At 66.3% G+C, this 17,711-nt stretch carries 20 protein-coding genes; 6 read left to right on the top strand and 14 right to left on the bottom strand.

Annotation, left to right across the window (positions count from 1 at the left end):
* Positions 1–22: 22 nt before the first annotated feature.
* The 6 genes from ACFWF1_RS31405 to ACFWF1_RS31380 form a co-directional block, all read right to left on the bottom strand.
* Positions 23–265, bottom strand: a complete 243-nt coding sequence (locus ACFWF1_RS31405) for a hypothetical protein (RefSeq protein ID WP_379292029.1) — start codon at positions 263–265, stop codon at positions 23–25.
* A gap of 76 nt (positions 266–341) precedes the next feature.
* Positions 342–824, bottom strand: coding sequence for an FxsA family protein (locus tag ACFWF1_RS31400; RefSeq protein ID WP_379292028.1), 483 nt, complete (start codon positions 822–824; stop codon positions 342–344).
* A gap of 87 nt (positions 825–911) precedes the next feature.
* Entirely contained in the window at positions 912–2,048 is a 1,137-nt protein-coding gene (locus ACFWF1_RS31395) for an FAD-dependent oxidoreductase (protein ID WP_379292027.1), read from the bottom strand.
* Positions 2,049–2,057: 9 nt separating this feature from the next.
* Positions 2,058–2,759: a TetR/AcrR family transcriptional regulator gene (locus ACFWF1_RS31390; RefSeq protein WP_379292026.1), complete on the bottom strand. Its 702-nt coding sequence runs from the start codon at positions 2,757–2,759 to the stop codon at positions 2,058–2,060.
* Between the two features lie 177 nt (positions 2,760–2,936).
* A complete protein-coding gene (locus ACFWF1_RS31385) occupies positions 2,937–3,596 on the bottom strand; it encodes a response regulator transcription factor (RefSeq protein ID WP_357389435.1) in 660 nt (219 codons plus the stop codon).
* Between the two features lie 34 nt (positions 3,597–3,630).
* Complete coding sequence (locus tag ACFWF1_RS31380) at positions 3,631–4,803, bottom strand: sensor histidine kinase (RefSeq protein WP_379292025.1); 1,173 nt, start codon at positions 4,801–4,803, stop codon at positions 3,631–3,633.
* Between the two features lie 158 nt (positions 4,804–4,961).
* On the opposite strand from ACFWF1_RS31380, the gene ACFWF1_RS31375 reads away from it, so the two are divergent.
* On the top strand, positions 4,962–5,729 hold the full coding sequence (locus tag ACFWF1_RS31375; protein ID WP_379292035.1) for a TSUP family transporter: 768 nt from the start codon (positions 4,962–4,964) through the stop codon (positions 5,727–5,729).
* On the opposite strand, the gene ACFWF1_RS31370 is transcribed toward ACFWF1_RS31375, so the two are convergent.
* Positions 5,730–6,449, bottom strand: coding sequence for a helix-turn-helix domain-containing protein (locus ACFWF1_RS31370; protein WP_357389428.1), 720 nt, complete (start codon positions 6,447–6,449; stop codon positions 5,730–5,732).
* Between the two features lie 123 nt (positions 6,450–6,572).
* Between ACFWF1_RS31370 and ACFWF1_RS31365 the strand changes: the two genes are divergently transcribed.
* Genes ACFWF1_RS31365 through ACFWF1_RS31355 form a run of 3 tightly spaced genes read left to right on the top strand, consistent with a single transcriptional unit; the run spans position 6,573 to position 9,911 of the window.
* The gene (locus ACFWF1_RS31365) at positions 6,573–8,102 is read left to right on the top strand and encodes a TldD/PmbA family protein (RefSeq protein ID WP_379292024.1); all 1,530 of its coding nucleotides are present in this window, start codon (positions 6,573–6,575) and stop codon (positions 8,100–8,102) included.
* 11 nt (positions 8,103–8,113) lie between these two features.
* A complete protein-coding gene (locus ACFWF1_RS31360; protein WP_379292034.1) occupies positions 8,114–9,490 on the top strand; it encodes a metallopeptidase TldD-related protein in 1,377 nt (458 codons plus the stop codon).
* A 52-nt stretch (positions 9,491–9,542) separates the two neighbouring features.
* A complete protein-coding gene (locus ACFWF1_RS31355) occupies positions 9,543–9,911 on the top strand; it encodes an immunity 8 family protein (protein WP_379292023.1) in 369 nt (122 codons plus the stop codon).
* Between the two features lie 173 nt (positions 9,912–10,084).
* Here the strand turns inward: ACFWF1_RS31355 and ACFWF1_RS31350 are convergent, their stop codons facing one another.
* Both ACFWF1_RS31350 and ACFWF1_RS31345 read right to left on the bottom strand, forming a co-directional pair.
* Positions 10,085–10,468, bottom strand: coding sequence for a PPOX class F420-dependent oxidoreductase (locus tag ACFWF1_RS31350; RefSeq protein WP_379292022.1), 384 nt, complete (start codon positions 10,466–10,468; stop codon positions 10,085–10,087).
* A gap of 24 nt (positions 10,469–10,492) precedes the next feature.
* Positions 10,493–11,044 carry a PadR family transcriptional regulator gene (locus ACFWF1_RS31345; protein ID WP_379292021.1) on the bottom strand — a complete coding sequence of 184 codons (552 nt, stop codon included), beginning with the start codon at positions 11,042–11,044 and terminating at the stop codon, positions 10,493–10,495.
* 113 nt (positions 11,045–11,157) lie between these two features.
* Here ACFWF1_RS31345 and ACFWF1_RS31340 point away from each other — a divergent pair, with 113 nt between their 5' ends.
* Positions 11,158–11,877, top strand: a complete 720-nt coding sequence (locus tag ACFWF1_RS31340) for a glyoxalase (protein ID WP_379292020.1) — start codon at positions 11,158–11,160, stop codon at positions 11,875–11,877.
* Positions 11,878–12,272: 395 nt separating this feature from the next.
* Here ACFWF1_RS31340 and map read toward each other — a convergent pair whose 3' ends face one another.
* A complete protein-coding gene (gene map / locus ACFWF1_RS31335) occupies positions 12,273–13,070 on the bottom strand; it encodes a type I methionyl aminopeptidase (RefSeq protein WP_379292019.1) in 798 nt (265 codons plus the stop codon).
* Positions 13,071–13,393: 323 nt separating this feature from the next.
* Here map and ACFWF1_RS31330 point away from each other — a divergent pair, with 323 nt between their 5' ends.
* On the top strand, positions 13,394–13,657 hold the full coding sequence (locus tag ACFWF1_RS31330; RefSeq protein ID WP_379292018.1) for a helix-turn-helix transcriptional regulator: 264 nt from the start codon (positions 13,394–13,396) through the stop codon (positions 13,655–13,657).
* 82 nt (positions 13,658–13,739) lie between these two features.
* Here ACFWF1_RS31330 and ACFWF1_RS31325 read toward each other — a convergent pair whose 3' ends face one another.
* The 4 genes from ACFWF1_RS31325 to ACFWF1_RS31310 form a co-directional block, all read right to left on the bottom strand.
* The gene (locus ACFWF1_RS31325) at positions 13,740–14,132 is read right to left on the bottom strand and encodes a PPOX class F420-dependent oxidoreductase (protein ID WP_379292017.1); all 393 of its coding nucleotides are present in this window, start codon (positions 14,130–14,132) and stop codon (positions 13,740–13,742) included.
* Between the two features lie 126 nt (positions 14,133–14,258).
* Positions 14,259–15,422, bottom strand: coding sequence for an epoxide hydrolase family protein (locus tag ACFWF1_RS31320; RefSeq protein WP_379292016.1), 1,164 nt, complete (start codon positions 15,420–15,422; stop codon positions 14,259–14,261).
* A gap of 635 nt (positions 15,423–16,057) precedes the next feature.
* Positions 16,058–16,480, bottom strand: coding sequence for a VOC family protein (locus tag ACFWF1_RS31315; protein WP_379292015.1), 423 nt, complete (start codon positions 16,478–16,480; stop codon positions 16,058–16,060).
* A gap of 224 nt (positions 16,481–16,704) precedes the next feature.
* Entirely contained in the window at positions 16,705–17,652 is a 948-nt protein-coding gene (locus tag ACFWF1_RS31310; RefSeq protein WP_379292037.1) for a hypothetical protein, read from the bottom strand.
* Positions 17,653–17,711 lie beyond the last annotated feature (59 nt).

Raw genomic sequence — 17,711 nt, 5'->3', positions numbered from 1 at the left:
ATGCCTGATTCAGGTGTTCAGGTCAGCCGTTCAGTACGGCGTGCGGCATCGTGTCCTCCGGGCACGCCAGCACCGTCATCACCTCCGCGAACGGCGAGGGTCCTAGGTGCGACCCGGAACGACACCCTGCTTCGACGGCGATCAGCTCGAGCCGCAGCGCCGCCGCGGTGAACCCAGAAATCGACTGTCCGGCAGCTGCCGCGGCTTTCTTGACCGCTGCGGCTAGCTCCTCGCTCACCGTGATGGTGAGTTGCTCGGTGGCCATCGCGCCACCATAGTCCCGATTCGCGCGGATCCCTAGCGCGCCCGCGCGCCTTTACTACTCGTTGGTAATAGCGAAACTATGGCTTGGTAATCGCGCGGTGTGCGTTGCCTTGTCCGTCGTCGTACCACTGCTGCACCACAACGCCGTCGACCACTTGGTCGCCGTCGATCACGACGCCGCGATACGGCACCGCGGCGGCCAGCTTGCCGAACCGGCGCGCGGCGAACGCGGTGACCACCGGACGCACCAGCATCCGAGTGGGCGGCAACAGCAGCAGCAGGCCGAACAGCGAGGTGACCAGACCGGGCACGAACATCAGAAACCCGCCCGCGGCGACGAGCGCGCCGTCGGCGACCGCGGTGCCCGGCGCGATCTCGCCGCGCCCGGCGCGCCGGAACTGCTCGAACACGCGCCGACCCTGCGAACCGATCAGCAGCATGCCCGCGGCGGATCCGGCGATCAGCAGCAGGATGGCGGGAATCACACCGAGCCACTGGCCGACGGCGACCAGTGCGATGATCTCGGTGATCACGTAGAGGACGAATACTAGGGCGGGCATGGCGATCCTTTCGGACGATCTACTCGTTGCAACGTCCGGCGGCGCCGATTTTCTCCCGAATCCGCCTGAGAGCCCGCTGAGATCCGGTTAGGCGACCGGTTCGCGGAAGGACATCATCTGTGCGATCAGCTTCTCCAGGCTGTCCGGGCCGAACATCAGCGCCTGATTTTCGGCGGAACCGGCGGCGAGTTCGGCACTGCGCGGGAACAGAGCTTGTTCGTAGACGTGCAGGGCCTGCTCGATATCGGCGTGGGCGAGGAGGGCTCCGGCGAGTTCGGCGCCGTCGAGCATGGCGAGGTTGGCTCCTTCGCCCGCGAAGGGTGACATCAGGTGCGCGGCGTCGCCGAGCAGCGTGACACCGGGGACCCGGTCCCACCGGTGGCCGATCGGCAGCGCGTTGATCCGGCGCGGGACGAGCGGGGCGGCGGCGTCGGCGATGAGAGCGCGGAGTCGGTCGTCCCAGTCCTGGAAGTGTTGCAAGGCCGCGGTTTTCGCCGCGACGGCGTCGGTGAAATCGATGGTGTCCAGCCAATCGGCGGCCGCGGCGAAGGCGGCGTAGGTATGCACGGAGCCGTCGGTTTCCCGGTGGGTCAGCAGGCCTTTGTGGTCGGCGAGGGCGAACATCATTCCGCCGCCGACCAATTCGGCGGTGGCGGGGTGCCGGGTGGCGTCGGGCAGATCGCATTCGATGAACGAGACGCCGGTGTAGTTCGGGGTGGCCGCGGACAGCAACGGGCGGATCTTGGACCAGGCGCCGTCCGCGCCGATGAGCAGATCGGTAGTGAAGGTGGTGCCGTCGGCGAGGGTCACCTCGTGCCTGCCGTCGCCGAGTGCGCGCGCGGCGGTCACCTTGGTTCCCCAGCGAATCATGGTGTCGGGCAGTGAATTCAGCAGCAGGCGACGCAGGTCGTTGCGGTCGATTTCGGGTCGATCGCCGTCCTCGCCCGACTCCGCCATGCGGACGGTGCCGTGCTTGTCGATGATGCGCATTTCCTCGCCGCCCTGATGCACGAGGGCGGTGAACTCCTCGAACAGTCCGGCCGCGCGCAGTGCGGCTTGGCCGGATTCCGCGTGCAGGTCGAGCATGCCGCCCTGGTTGCGGGCGGTCGGCGAGGCGTCGAGTTCGTATATGACCGTTGATATTTCGTGCATGTGCAGGACGCGGGCGAGCACGAGGCCGCTGAGTCCCGCGCCGATTACGGCGATCGGATGATGTTCGGACATGACATTCCCCTAACGGTTCTTTTCGGTGGGGCGCGCAGTATGCAAGGCGCCGTTGATCAATAGCCGGAAGCCCCAGTCGAGACGGTCGGAGCCGGGGCCGGACAGCAGGTCGTCACCCAAAGTGGCGATCCTGGGGTGGGTTTCGGCCGAGGCGTGCCGAATGGCCGCGACGAGCGCGTCCATTTCCTGCTCGGCCTCGGTGTTGTGGTCGCGGGTGACCTGCTCGGCGGCGGTCGCGGTGGCGAACTGCAGCAGCACGTCGCACAGCCAGGCCGCGCGTCCGTCGGGGACGGCGCCCGCGTGCAGTAGTGCGAGCACCGCTTCGAGCAGGTTCAGGTAGCCGGGGCCGGAGGGGCGGGCGACCAGCGCGGATTGCGCGAGGCCGGGGTTGTCGAACAGCAGCTTCGTGTACGAGGTGAGTACCTGCACGAGCCGGTCCTGCCAGTCGCCCGCTGCGGTGACCGGAGTGAGATCGACCGCGCCGAGCATGTCGTCGAGAACCGCCGCGTGCAGTTCGGCGGTGTTGCGGACGTAGACGTAGAGCGAGGCGGGTCCGGTATCCAACTCTGCCGCGAGACGTCGCATGGTGACCCGCTCCAGACCTTCGGCGCGCACCAACTCGACGGCTGTCGCGATAATGCCCGGCCGGGTCAGTGCGGGTTTCGCAGGCCGCTCACGGCGGCTTCGCGGTCCATGTCGCTCCGTTGGCATGAGCTCATCGTAACGAACATGTTCGTTACGAACAAGTTCGTTGAGACAATCGATACGAAAACACCTGGTCAGGACACATCACGGAGGCACTGACAAGGAAGGAGGCCGCACCCGATTGGGTGCGGCCTCCTTGATACTTCAGCGCAGGGATATCTACTTCAGCGCAGGCCTGGCCGATCAGCCGCCAGGACGAACCAACCCGGTCTCGTAGGCCAACACCACAGCCTGAACCCGGTCGCGCAGACCAAGTTTCGTAAGCACACGACCCACATGGGTCTTCACCGTCGCCTCGGAAAGGAACAGCTGTTCGGCGATTTCGGCATTCGACCGACCCGCCGCGATCTGCTCCAGCACCTCGCGTTCGCGGGCGGTGAGCACGTCGAGGACACCCGGGTCACGCATGCGCGCCGGATCCTCGGCGATGAGCCGGTCCAGCAGCCGCTTGGTCACCTTCGGCGACACCACCGCGTCACCCGCGGCAACGCTACGAATGGCGGAGATCAGGTCTTCCGGCGGCGTGTCCTTCAACAGGAACCCGCTCGCACCCGCACGCAACGCACCGAGCGCATGCTCATCGAGATCGAAGGTCGTCATCACGAGCACCCGGCAACCGTGCCCGGCCTCGACGATCCGCGCGGTCGCGGTAACCCCGTCCACCACCGGCATCCGCACATCCATCAACACCACATCGGGCCGCAACTCCGCCGCCCGGCTGACCGCGGCCGCCCCATTCGCCGCCTCCCCGATCACCTCGATATCCGGGTGCGCACCGAGCACCATCTTCAACCCCATACGCATGAGTTCCTGGTCATCCACAACGAGAACGGTGATCGGCACGCCCCCAATCTAACGTGCCCACCGCGCGGGGCGACTACTCCGGGAAGCCGGGTTCGAGGGGGATGGTGGCTTGGACGCGCCAGGCGCCGTCGGGGGCGCGGCCGGTTTCCAGGGTGCCGCCGAGGACGGCGATGCGTTCGCGCATGCCGACCAGGCCCATGCCGCCGCCCTTGATGCGGACGGCGGGTTCGTCGAGGGGGACGCCGCCGGTGTCGGTGATGTCGATGGTGACGTCGGTGTCGCGGCGGCGAACCTGGACCCAGGCCTTCGGGTGCGGGCCGGCGTGGCGCAGGGTGTTGGTGAGGGATTCCTGCACGATGCGGTGCACGCCGAGGCTGACCTCGGGGGCGATGTCGTCGAGTTCGCCGGTCAGTTCGAGTTCGACGGCGAGGCCGGTGCCGCGCATCATCTCGACCACCTTCGCCAGGCCTGCGGTCCCGTGTTGTGGCAGTTGGTCGGGGGCGTGTTCGGTGCGCAGTAGTGCGACGGTCCTGCGGAGTTCGCGCAGTGCCTCGCGGCCGGTGCCCGCGATGGTGCCGAGGGCCTGTTCGGCGGCGTCGGGGTCGCGACGCAGCGCGTATCTCGCGCCGTCGGCCTGCACGATGATCACGCTGACCGCGTGTGCGACCACGTCGTGCAACTCGCGGGCGATGCGGGTCCGCTCGGACGAGACCGCGTCGTGCGCGCGGCGTTCCTTGTCGTAGTCGGCGACCGCGAGCCGCGCCGCGACCTCGGTGTCGTAGGCATGCCGCGCGCCGATGAATTCGGCAAGCGTCCAGCACAAGGCGAAGAACATCGCGGTGAAGATGAGATCACTGGGCGCGACGATGCCCGCCGACGCGGACAGTCCGCTGTCGGCGATCAATCCGACCCCGAACCACAGCCCGTCCCGCCGCCCGACATACGCCACCAACGTGTACAGCATGATGCCGAGGCTGAACAGCGTGATGTGCTCGACCTTCTCGTCGCCGACCACATACTGCACCGCGGTCGCCGTGAACGACAGCAGCAACGAGACCGCCGCCATCGCCCGCGGATACACCCGCCGGAACACCACGGGCAGCGGCAGGAACAACCCGATCGCGATCGCCGCGGGCTTGTTCTCCGCATTAGTGGCCCCGAGCACCTCGAGCACCAACAGGACAAACGCCAGCATCGAATCCGCAACGATGGGCTTCCCGCGAAGCCACAAGCTGAACCGACGCATCGCTTCAGCCTAAGGCGACCAGCCCCGACCGGCGGCGCACGGCTCTTGATTTCCGGCACCGGGAATCGCATGCGATTTCCGGTGCCGGAAATCAGAAGGCGTGCGCCGATACTGGACCGCTGACTGGTATTGGACACGTGGTCTGGTTGGCTGACGAGGTGCAGATCGGTGATTGGGCGGTGTTGTTGACCGCGGCGACGGCCGCGGGCTGGGTGGACGCGGTGGTCGGCGGCGGCGGATTGATCATCCTGCCGACCCTGTTCCTCGTCGCACCGACCATCGCACCGCAGACCGCGCTCGGCACCAACAAACTGGCCGCGGTCGCGGGCACCACCGCGTCGGTGGTGACCTTCGCCAAGAGGGTTCCGCTGCGCTGGCGGGTGCTGCTGCCCGCGGCGGCGATCGCGGCGGTCGCGGCCGGAATCGGTGCTGCCGCCGTGTCTTTGATCGATCGCGAACTGTTCATCCCGATCGTGATGGTGGTGCTGGTCGCGGTCGCCGTGTTCGTCACGCTGCGTCCCTCGATCGGCGTCACCCTCGCCACGCACGCGCCGACGCGGCGCAAGTTCATCCTCACGATCGCGCTGGCCGCAGGCCTCATCGGCCTCTACGACGGCCTGCTCGGACCCGGCACCGGCACGTTCCTCATCATCACCTTCGCCACCCTGCTCGGCACCGAGTTCGTCCGCGCGGCGGCCATGGCGAAGGTGATCAACTGCGGCTCGAATGTCGGCGCGCTGATCTTCTTCGGCGCGACCGGCCACATCATCTGGGCGCTCGGCGCGGCCATGGCGGTCGGCAATGTGGCGGGCGCGATCGTCGGCTCGCACATGGCGTTGCGCAATGGCGCGAAGTTCGTCCGCGTCGTGCTGCTGGTGGTGGTGATCGGGATGGTGCTCCGGTTGGGCTGGCAGCAGTTCGGCTGATCAGCCGCGCGTTTCCACCTGCGACGCGAGCCACGGCTTCAGCACCCGCGAGGTGGTCTCGTGGATCCGCCGGTGTAGCCGCTCCCCGTCCTCCGCGCCGTTGAGCGGCTGCTGGAACAGCACGGTGAGCGCGCCGGACACGGCACCGACGACCGCACCGACCAGCGCCGCGGCACCGACCTCGTCCAGTTCGTTCGGGAACGCGATGTGCAGCTGACGCGCGATCTCCCGCTGCGCGACGAGTTGCGCATGCGCGGCCCGCCCACTCACCGACGGCACGGTGCGCGACACCTGCGCGCGCAGCGCGGCGATCCGCGCGTTCAGATCGTCGACGAGATGCTCGCCGGGATTGTCCCCGGCCGCGCGCAATGCCCGTAGCAGCACCTCGACTGGCCGCTCCCCCGGCCGCCTGCTGCCGATCGCAGCGACCGCGGCCCGCACCCGCTCGTCCGTCTCCGGAAAGAGCAGTTCTTCCTTGCTGGCGAAGTAGTTGAAGAAGGTGCGGGTCCCGACGTCGGCGACCGCGGCGATGTCGGCCACCGTCGTTTCTTCATAGCCTCTCGTTTCGAAAAGCTCTACGGCTGCCTGGAGCAGGGCTCGGCGGGTACGTTCGCGTTTGCGGTCACGAAGGGCGGATGGCGGCACGGCGGGCACAGTACGGCATTTCGCGAGGCAGACGCGGTAGGCGGCGGTTTCGCGCGTGCCGTTTTCCCCGCTCATGCCCTGTCTTTCACGGTGTGCCACTGTGCATTTCGTGCTTGTTTGCATGCGCTGCAAACTCGCACGGCGTGTAATCGGGACGGGCGCAAGTGCTCTCGGATGGAACCGACTAGGTTGGACCGGGTGAGCATCGCGACTTCCAAAGACGTGGACGCCGAGTTCCTCGACCTCCCCCTGGCCGCGCTCGCCGAGGCCGCCTTGACCGCGGCGAAGGCGGCGGGCGCCGAACACGCCGACCTGCGGGTGCATCGGCTGGTCACCCAGTCGATCCGGCTGCGCGACGGGCGGGTCGAGTCGATCACCGACAACGCCGAGCTCGGCCTCGCGGTCCGGGTGATCGTCGACGGCACCTGGGGCTTCGCCTCGCACGCCGCGCTGACACCGGAGACGGCGGTGGACGTGGCCCGCCGAGCGGTGACGGTGGCGACGACGCTGCGCGCGCTCAACCGCGAACGCGTGGTGCTCGCAGACGAACCGATCTACGACAACGTGCACTGGGTCTCGGCCTACGACCTGGACCCGTTCACGGTGTCGACCACCGACAAGGTCGCACTGCTGCAGGATTATTCGGGCCGGCTGTCCGGCTCCGACGGCGTCGACCACGTCACCGCGTCGGTGCTGCAGGTCAAGGAGCAGACCTACTACGCCGACACCGCGGGTTCGTCCATCACCCAGCAGCGGGTCCGGCTGCACCCGGTATTCGAGGCGACCACCGTCGACTCCTCGGCGGGCGTGTTCGAAACCATGCGCACGCTGGCGCCGCCGGTGGGTCGCGGCTGGGAGTACGTCACCGGCGCCGACGGAACCTGGGACTGGCAGGGCGAACTCGCGCGCATCCCCGAGTGGCTCGCCGAAAAGGTGAAGGCGCCGACCGTCACCCCGGGCCCGACCGATCTCGTGATCGATCCGACCAACCTCTGGCTCACCATCCACGAATCCATCGGCCACGCCACCGAATACGACCGGGCCATCGGCTACGAATCCGCCTACGCGGGCACCTCGTTCGCCACGCCCGACAAGCTCGGCTCGCTGAAGTACGGGACGCCGGTCATGCACGTCACCGGCGACCGCACCCAGGAGCACGGGCTGGCCAGCGTCGGCTACGACGACGAGGGTGTCGCCGGGCAGCGGTGGGACCTGGTGCGCGACGGGATTCTCGTCGGCTACCAGCTCGACCGCGTCTTCGCGCCGCGCCTCGGCCTGGACCGCTCCAACGGCTGCTCCTACGCCGACTCCCCGCACCACGTGCCGATCCAGCGGATGGCGAACGTGTCACTGCAACCCGACCCCGAGCGCGACACCAGCACCGAGGAGCTCATCTCGCGGGTCGACAACGGGATCTACATCGTCGGCGACAAGTCCTGGTCGATCGACATGCAGCGCTACAACTTCCAGTTCACCGGGCAGCGGTTCTTCCGCATCCGGGACGGGAAGCTGGACGGGCAGCTGCGCGATGTCGCCTACCAGGCGACCACCACCGACTTCTGGGGTGCGATGGAGGCGGTCGGCGGGCCGTCCACCTGGCAGCTCGGCGGCGCGTTCAACTGCGGCAAAGCGCAACCCGGTCAGGTGGCGGCGGTCAGTCACGGTTGTCCGTCGGTTCTGGTGCGCGGCATCAACATTCTCAACACCCGGACGGAGGCGGGCCAATGACCGCGCAGACTGTGATCGCCGCGGGCGAGGTCGTCGAGCGGGCGCTCGCGTTGTCCCGTGCCGACGAGGCGATCGTGATCGTTACCGACGCGCACGACGCCTCGCTGCGGTGGGCCGGGAATTCGATGACGACCAATGGGTCGTCGGTGTCGCGTGATTGGGTCGTCGTGTCGATCTTCCGCGACGGACCGCAGGCGGCGCGCGTCGGCACCATCGGCTCCACCAGCGTCGACCCCGCCGAGATCGAAGCGGTGGTCCGCAAGAGCGAGGAGGCGGCCCGCACCGCCGAACCCGCCAGGGACGCGATGCCGCTGCTGGCACCGGACGCGGCCGCCGACGACTGGGCGGCCGCGCCGGGCAGCACCGGGATCGAGGTGTTCACCTCGCTCGCCCGCGACCTGTCCACCGGCTTCGACGGCAGCGACCGGCTGTACGGTTTCGCCCACCACACGGTGCACACCACCTGGCTCGGCACCTCGACCGGACTGCGGCGGCGCTTCGTGCAGCCGACCGGTTCGGTGGAGATCAACGGAAAGCGCGGTGAGGGAACCGATCTCGCGAGCGCGTGGGTGGGTGTCGGCACCGCCGACTTCACCGACGTCGACGTGCCGGGCCTGCTCACCGAGCTGTCCCGGCGGCTGGACTGGGCCAAGCGCAAGGTCGAACTGCCCGCGGGCCGCTACGAAACCCTGATGCCGCCGTCCACCGTCGCCGATCTCATGATCTACTTGAACTGGGAGATGGAGGGGCGCGGCGCGCACGAGGGGCACACCGCGTTCTCCCGCGCGGGCGGCACCCGAATCGGCGAGCGGCTCACCGACATTCCGCTGACGCTCTACTCCGACCCGGCCGCGCCCGGGCTCGAATATCGTCCGTTCGTCGCGACATCCTCATCGTCACAAGCGATGTCGGTCTTCGACAACGGACTCTCCGCCGAGCGCGTCGACTGGATACGCGACGGCGTCATCGAATCACTGGTCTACCCGCGCGCCACCGCCGCCGAATTCGACACCGCCGCTACGGTTCCCGGCGGCAACCTGCTCCTCACCGGCGGCTCCGACGCCACCCTCGACAAGATGATCGCCCGCACCGAACACGGCCTGCTCCTCACCACCCTCTGGTACATCCGCGAGGTAGACCCCGCCAGCCTGCTCCTCACCGGCCTCACCCGAGACGGCGTCTACCTCATCGAGCACGGCCAGGTCACCGCCGCAGTCAACAACTTCCGCTTCAACGAAAGCCCCCTCGACCTACTCCGCCGAGTCACCGAAGCAGGCGCCACCGAGATCACCCTCCCCCGCGAATGGAAAGACTGGTTCACCCGAACCGCCATGCCCCCCTTACGAATCCCCGACTTCCACATGTCCTCCGTCAGCCAGGCCACCTGATACATCGAGTCGAGTCGATCCACAGCCGCCATTCCCGACCATCGGAGCAGCGATGCACGCTGAGATCCGCTACCTCCTGACTCCGGACATCGATCCAGACACCTTCGTCCCGGACGACCCCGAACGATTCATGTTTCTCGTCCAGATGATCGCCGGACCGGTAGGTGAACCAGGAGGCGAGTCTTTTCAGTTCGAGGTCTGCACGCCAGGCTGGCTGCACGATCGAGTTCAGGACGAAGGCCCCATGACGGGACGTCATCGCGTGATCGTGGGCCATTTCGACTGGAAAGTCCTGCAAAGCTATTTCCACAGGCTGGTAACCAGGTGCCCGGGAAGTGATTGGCATGAGGTCGCGGAAAAACTCAGCCGGTACGGACTCTGGGAATTCGAGGACTACACGCAAACACGTCGTCAGCCTTGACCGGAGGCGTCGATCAGCGCCAGCGGTTGCCGGGTCCGGACTGTGGTGCCCGAGATCTGCACTCTCTCTCGGGATCGGCACTCGGAATAGGGCCCTAGAGTCGGTGCGGGTCCCGAGAGAGTGCGCGGATTCTGCCGTCAGCCAGGCGATTTAACGGGGGTGCGGGTGGATCGTTAAGGGGTGAGGGTGATTTCGATGGCGATGGTGCCTTTTTTGCCGCGGCGGAGGTTGCTGCCGAGGATGGTGATGGGGCCCATGAGCCAGTATTTGCGCATGAGGAGTTTGCGGACGCGGGCGGTGCCGTCCTGGTCGAGGATGCGGGCGGTGCCGGTGACTGCCTCGCCGCGGGTTTTGCCTGCGACGTTGCACGGCTGGACGGTGACGTCGGTGTTGCGGCGTAGCCGCTTGACCTTCCAGCTGTCGGTGACGGTCCAGACGTAGAGTTTGTCGCCGTCGGCGACTGCCCAGACCGCCGTGCCGACGGGTGTGCCGTCCTTGCGGAACGTGGTCAGCAGAACGTAATCGGCCTTGCCGACGGCCCCCAGCGTGTTCGTCATGAGGGCAGCGTATCGGGGTGTCGGCTATTCGGACATTCGGTACTCGCCGGCCTCCAACCGTGCCAGCACGGCGTCGGTCCAGCCGGTGAGGTTGCCGAAGACGCTGCTCCACAGTTCCAGGAGGTCGGTCGTGTGCGGCGGCTCGTGGCGGCCGCCGGGGAAGGTCGGGATCATGTCGAGCAGGCCGGCGCGGGCTTCGTCGCTGCGCCTGCGCTGTTCACGCAGCTTCTCGATGACGTGCGCGCGAGGCAGCGCGTCCATGAACGCGATGCCCGCGCCGAGTTCCTCCATGTCGATGCTGACCAGCGCCTCGTCCATCAGCTTGCGGAATTCGGCCTCGCCCGCCTCGGTGAGATTGAACAGCGTGCGGCCAGGGCCCTCGCTGCTGTCCTCGGTGCCGAAGGCGCTCAACTTTCCTTCTTGCGTCAGCTGTTTCAGTGCGTGGTAGATCGAGCCGGGCTTGACGTTCGTCCACGTTTCGGCACGCCAGGACAGTAATTCGCGACGCACGGCGTAGCCGTAGGTGGGCTGACGCAAGCGCATCACCCCCAGCACCAACAGGCGCACAGCCGACATGGACGAGCCTCCTTCAGATAGGAAATCTCCATGGTAGTCAAACTTGACTTCCAGGCAGCGACCGCCCTACCCTTCGGTAGTCAAAATTGATTACCGCAGCACGGGGAGGTCTTATGGGCGACGTGTCGGTGCCGATGATGTGGAGCGGCGATCTGACCGAAACACTCGACTTCTACAGGACGCTCGGCTACGAGGTGACCGCCGAGCAGACTCGGCCCTACAACTACGGCGCGGTAGCCCGCAACGGTTACTCCTTGCATTTCGGCCCAACCCCGAAGGACAAGGGCACCGCCGAGGAGTGCTACGTGTCGTGCGTGGTCTTCGTCGACGAGGTAGCCGATCTGCACAAGCAGTTCAGTGCCGCGTTGCGTCAACGCTTCGGGCGCGTGCCCGCCAGCGGCCTGCCGCGCATCACCAGATTCCGGCCGGGCCAGACCAGGTTCACCGTATTCGATCCGGTCGGCAATACCGTCGTCTACGTCGTGCGCGACGAACCCGACCCGGACTATGGCGGATCGCGCGAACTCCAAGGGCTGCAACGAACTTTGGACAATGCCCGCATCCTGCGTTACTCCAAACTCGACGACAAGGCGGCCCGCAGGACACTGGAGTCCGGGCTGCGCCGCTTCGGCGCCACGGCGGCTCCGCTCGACAAAGCGCACGCGATGGCCGAACTCATCGAGTTGGCGGTGGCGGCCGATGAACGGCAGCGCGTCACCGAATTACGCGCCGAGATCGCCGCACTCGACCTCTCCGACGAGGACCGCGCGAAGATCGACGAGCACCTCCAGATCGCAACCGACTTGGAGCAGTGGTTGACCGAAACCGACTGACCCGCAGCACTTTCCGCGAAGCTGTGCCCATCGGGCAAGAGCTGCTTAGACTCCAGAGGTGGCCAGTCCAGTGAGCTGAAGATCTGCACTCTCACTCGGGATCGGCACTCGGAACAGGGCCCTAAAGCCAGTGCAGGTCCCGAGTTTCAGTGCAGGTCCCGAGTTAGGGTGCGGATTCTGTCACCGGTCGGTGGGACCGGCGAGCAGCCATGGGCGCGACGGCCACACCAGCGGCGACCATCGGCTTGTGCCCGCATCGCAGGAACCCCAATCGAGCTGCACTCCACCGCGAGCCCCGGCGACTTGACGTATGGAGCGTGCTCTTAACGTAGGTTGCAGCATGCGCCAAGTGCATGCAACGTACGTCAAGTGGGTTGCTGCGAGGGCGGCGTTTCTTACGGACGGTGTTGTCCGCCTTGGGCTTTCACTGGGGCCAGGGTTAGGACGTCGGGGCCGGTTTCGGTGATGGCGATGGTGTGTTCGGAGTGGGCGGTGCGGGAGCCGTCGGCGGAGCGGATGGTCCAGCCGTCGGGGTCGGTGACGATGCGGTCGGTGGTGCGGGCGAACCAGGGCTCGATGGCGATGGTGAGGCCGGGGCGGAGGCGGAAGCCGCGGCCCGGTCGGCCGACGTTGGCGACGTGTGGGTCCTCGTGCATGGTGCGGCCCAGTCCGTGGCCACCGAATTCGGTGTTCACCGGGTAGCCGTAGTCGCGGGCGACCGTCGAGATCGCGGCGGAGATGTCGCCGATGTGGTTGCCGGGCAATGCGACTGCGATCGCGGCGGCGAGCGCTTCCTCGGTCGCCCGGACCAGGCGCAGATCCTCTGCCGCGGCGGTGCCGACCACGAACGTGGTCGCCGCATCCGCCACCCAACCGTCGATACTGACGGCAAGGTCGGTAGTCAGCACATCACCGTCGCGGAGCGCGTAATCGAACGGAAGTCCGTGCAGGACAGCGTCGTTGACCGAGAGGCAGACGGTGTTCCGGAACGGCCCGCGCCCGAAGGACGGCGAGTAGTCCCAGTAGCACGATTCCGCGCCGCGCTGCCTGATCCGTTCGCGCACATGAGCTTCCAGCTCCAGCAGGTTCACCCCGACGTGCGCGAGCTCCCGCAACTCCCCCAGCACCTCGGCCACGAACTGACCGGTCACCCGCATTCGCTCGATCTCGTCCGGCGACTTCAGCTCCACCATGAGCATCCCTTTCCTTGGTATTTTTATACCAACGTAGCCCATTCGGTATTTTAATACCAACCCGCCTGGTCCTCAGCGGTATGTGCAGGTTCCAGACGGTCACGGCGCAACCTCGGATGTACACGATTCAACGTTTGATGCGCATATCTACGTAAGAGCATGGTTTAGCTGGGAACGTTCCACCGAGCCTGATTGCCATGCCAGCTGAGCCGCCGATCACGACCGCGCCCGATGCCAACACCGGTCTACGCGGTCATACGCACATCCGACGGCCCCTCTAGCGCATACTTGCGGTATTTAAATACCACCAATACCCTGTGCCTATGGTCCGTCTCCCGTTGACCCCGGCTCAAATCGACGCAGGCCGCCGCCTCGGCTCCGCCCTGCGCGCCGCCCGCGCCGACCGCGACCTCATCGAAGTCGCCCGCTCAGCAGGCATTTCCCCGGAAACCCTGCGCAAGATCGAGACCGGCCGCCTCCCCTCCCCCGCCTTCGGCACGGTCGTCGCCCTCAGCCTCACCCTCGACCTCCCCCTCCAGGACCTCGCCGACACCTGGCGCGCCGCCGGCTTAGCCGAATCCGCCTGACTCAACCAAGATCATCAGGAACTGGTGCTGGCATTCGTCGAGGCAACCCGCACCGGATCCCCCTGATCATGAAAGCTGGGCGCTACTCGTCGACGACCAGCCCCTGAGTGATGGCGAGGCCGACGGAGCCATCCGCGCCGCGAAACAGCTTGTGCAGCTTGATGGCCAGCGCGCCGACAATGCCGTACTTGCGCGAAACCAGATCGCGCACTCGCTGAGTGCCGTCGGCATCGAGGACCGTGGCGGTTCCCGCGAGCACCTCGTCGACTTTCGGGCGGCCGCGGGCATCGGAGGCCTGCAACGTCACATCCGAGTTGCGACGGATGCGCTTGATCTTCCACGTCGTCGGATTGGTCCATACGACGATCCGATCCCCTTCCGGCGCAACCCATACCGGCGTCCCGACCGGGGTGCCGTCCTTCTTGTACGTCGTCAGCAGCACGAACTTGCTCGCGCCCAGCTCATTCCATGTCATAGCGAAAACGGTAGGCCGCGGTATGCGCAGGCACATCCGTCCACGGGCACAAATCCGCACTACGCGTCGTGACGTATCCGCGGCGCAGGTAACGGGGTGCACCCGATCGGCGCACCCCGTTACGGCTCAACCCCGATGGCCGCGGAAGAACGTCCGCACGTCCTCGAGGAACAGCTGCGGCTGCTCCAATGCCGCGAAGTGTCCGCCCTCGGCGTACTCGGTGAAGTGTTCGATGTACCCACCCGGGTTCATGACTCGGCGCATCAGTGGGCTCGTATCGAACACCGCCCAACCCTGGGGGACGCCGGAGGGCATCACCCAATCCATGCCGGAATGAGCTGTCTCCCACAAGAACTGAGCGGCCGAGGCACCGCTACGGGTGAACCAGTAGATACTGATGTTGGTCAGCAGCAGATCGCGGTCCACCGCTTCACCGGCCGAACGCGCCTGGTCGGTCCAGACCTGAAACTTCTCCGCGATCCACGCCAACTGTGCGATCGGCGAATCGGTCAGCGCGGCGGCGATCGCGTTGGGTTGCGTCGTCTGCAGCACCAGATACCCCTTCTGCCCCGACCACCGCACCTGCGCCTCCTTGATCGCCGCCAGCTCCTCGTCGGTCAGCCCATCCGGCACCGGCAACTGCTCACCAACCAACCCGAGCGAGCCTCGATCACTGTTGACGTGCGTCGCGATCACCCGCTCCGGATAGATCGCGGCCAGCCGCCCGGTCACCCCCGCACCGACGTCCCCGCCCTGCGCCACGAACTTCTCGTACCCCAGCCGAGTCATCAGCTCCGCGAACGCCTCTGTCGTCCGCGCCAACTCCCACCCGGTCGACGCCAACGGCGTGGAGAACCCGAACCCCGGCAGTGACGGAATCACCACATGGAACGCGTCCGCCGAATCACCGCCGTGCGCAACAGGATCCGTCAACGGCCCGATCAGGTCGAGGAACTCGACCACCGACCCCGGATACCCGTGCGTGATCAACAGCGGCAGCGCCCCCGCCTCCGCCGACCGCACGTGAATGAAATGGATTGTCTGCCCATCGATCTCGGTCGTGAACTGGTCGAACGCATTCAGCTTCGCCTCCTGCGCCCGCCAGTCGAACCCGTCCCGCCAATACTCCGCCAGCTCCGCGAGGTAATCGGGCGCAATGCCACGGCCCCAATCATTTTCGGTCCCACGCACCGCATACGGGACTCGGGTCCGCGTCAGCCGGTGACGCAGCTCGTCGAGCTCGGTCTGTGGAATGTCGATACGGAAGGGGTGGATCGCTGTGTTCGTCATGAGAAGCACTCTCGCGGGCATTGCGGAAGACTTGCTTCCGCAATCCAACCCTTCTTTCAGATTCGTCGAGCTCCGCGAGGGCCCACCCGCCGCTCGCCGTCCTGCAGGGCGCGAGCCTAGTCCGGAATCGACCCGCTGCTCCCATCCGCAACTCGACGTGACTTCACGGGTAAGTCGCTACCACTGCGGGCGCCGCTATTTCGGGCAATCCTCTTTCGTCTTGACCACGCCGAGCAAAACAGTGGTTTTCTGAGTTAGTGGTGCACCCTCTGCCGGTGACTGCGTACAGACCTTCCAGTTGCCTGGCCAATCGACAGGTCGATCTTGTCCGCTCATGTCCCTGATATCGGTCTTCTCGTGGCCGCCCAAGGTCTTGACGGCTCCCGCGAGTCCTGTGCCCGCCAACTTCGGCATCTCCGCCGGCGCGGCGTCGGCGGGCGCCGCCCCGCAAAGAACAACACACGCCGCTACGACTGCCGTGCCGCCTGCTCGCCTCAACTGCATACAAAGCCCCGTTTCGTCGAGGTGGTCCGGACGGTCCGATTCACCATACTTCCCAATATTCGGACCTGCGAGCAGCCCGGATGGGTCGGAGTGTCAGCGGCAAGAATCGTTCGGCTGCCGGGCCTGCGGCCCTACCGCGCGGGGTTCCATGCCTTGTGCACAAACTCCAGGCGGTTGCCATCGAAGTCGGCAACATTGGCAGCGTAATAGCCTGGGGCGAAATAGGTCCGGTCCGCCGGCCCGCCTTCATCGATGCCACCGGCATTGATCGCGGCGAGGTAAGCGGCGTCAACAGCCTCGTTGGTATCGCAAACGATGCCGATATACAGACCTGTCTCGCCACGCTGACGCCGCCGCAGCCAAATACTCGACCCGACTCCCGTACCGGACATATATGCGTCGTCGCCGAGACCGAAGAGATCCGGAACGTTATCAGGCCCAGCCGCGGCGTCATAGTTCCCGAATTCGCGCCAGCCAATGGGCTTCAGCGCCTCGACATAGAAGGCCAACGACTTCTCGATGTCAGTGACCGAGATATAGACATGATCGATCATTACGAGGCACCCTTCCCCATTGCAGTGTTCGTGCAGGCGACGGAACGCGCGCCACGGTACGCCGGTGACCTACGCGACCGCGCAATCAGGGCGGTCCTGCGCACACGCACCATTTTGCCGCGTCGCCCTCCGACCCCGGAGTTCGCGCTGGCGACCGCAACCGGCTCCATTTCAGTTTGTTCGAGGTGTTGCCGAGATCTGTGACGCGGCTGACCGTTCGGCTACTACACCGGGTGCCGCAGCAGATCCCGTACCGCGTGGACCCCGGTACCGGCGGCGTCGGCAGGCTTGACACTGTCGAGAATCTGCAGGGCGCGGCGTGGGATCTGACCGACTCGATACTCCGGCGGTGTACGTTCCCACACCTCGGCGATTATCCGGCAGCCCCAATCCACTTCTCCTTCCTCGACTTTCGAGGCAGCCTCATCCAAATGCAGCGCCGCCGTACCGACCTCGTCCTGTCGGCTGAACGGCAGCTCGAGCGCTCGCGTCCGGAGCGCATCGGCGTCGGTTCGCGCGCCGATCGCGGTCAACGCGACGGATTGATGCCAGCGCATAAAGTACTCGGTGATGTGGCATCCGTCGGCTACGGTCTCAGCCTCGGGAAGTGCGGTGAACATCCGATCGGCAGCGCGGATTGCGGCCAAAGCCTCTCCGCGACAAGCCATTCTAGCTTGGACGCCCGCTTCGGCGAGGTAGCCGAATACCGCCGCAGCGTTCGGACGACTATCCCCGGCCGACTGGGCCATGCGCGCGGCGGCGAGGCCGGATTCGAGGAACCGGCCGTACCACGCGCACGATGTGCAGACATGTCCGGCGATCCACGCCTGTATACCGACATCACCGGCCGAGCGGCCGGCCCGGTGCGCGACACCGAGCCACTCGAGGGCATCGTCCAGGCTCGCGACGTCGATGATCCGGATGCCGATGAATCCGGCGTTGATGGCGGACACGCGGTATAACCGCCGCCGGATACTCGGTGACCGCACCGTCATCAAGCACGCCTTGATGCGCGCCAGATCCGCCATACGCGCCGGGATGAAGTCGGTCGGCGCAGCGGTGTACAGCATGTATCCGGCCGCCGCGGTTAGTTCTTCGAGGAAGTCGAGGTACGCAATGGCCGCCCTGCCACGGTCGGGAACGTCGGTATGACCGCACGGCAACTCGGTCATCGACAACAGAGCAGGTTCTACGCCGATCGTCACAGGGTCCGCAAGCACCCGCCGATCTA

It is taken from the genome of Nocardia sp. NPDC060255, assembly GCF_042727395.1.
Classification (GTDB): Bacteria; Actinomycetota; Actinomycetes; order Mycobacteriales; family Mycobacteriaceae; genus Nocardia.
Note: the sequence above shows the minus strand (reverse complement) of the source record. Positions and strands in the feature narration are given on the sequence as shown.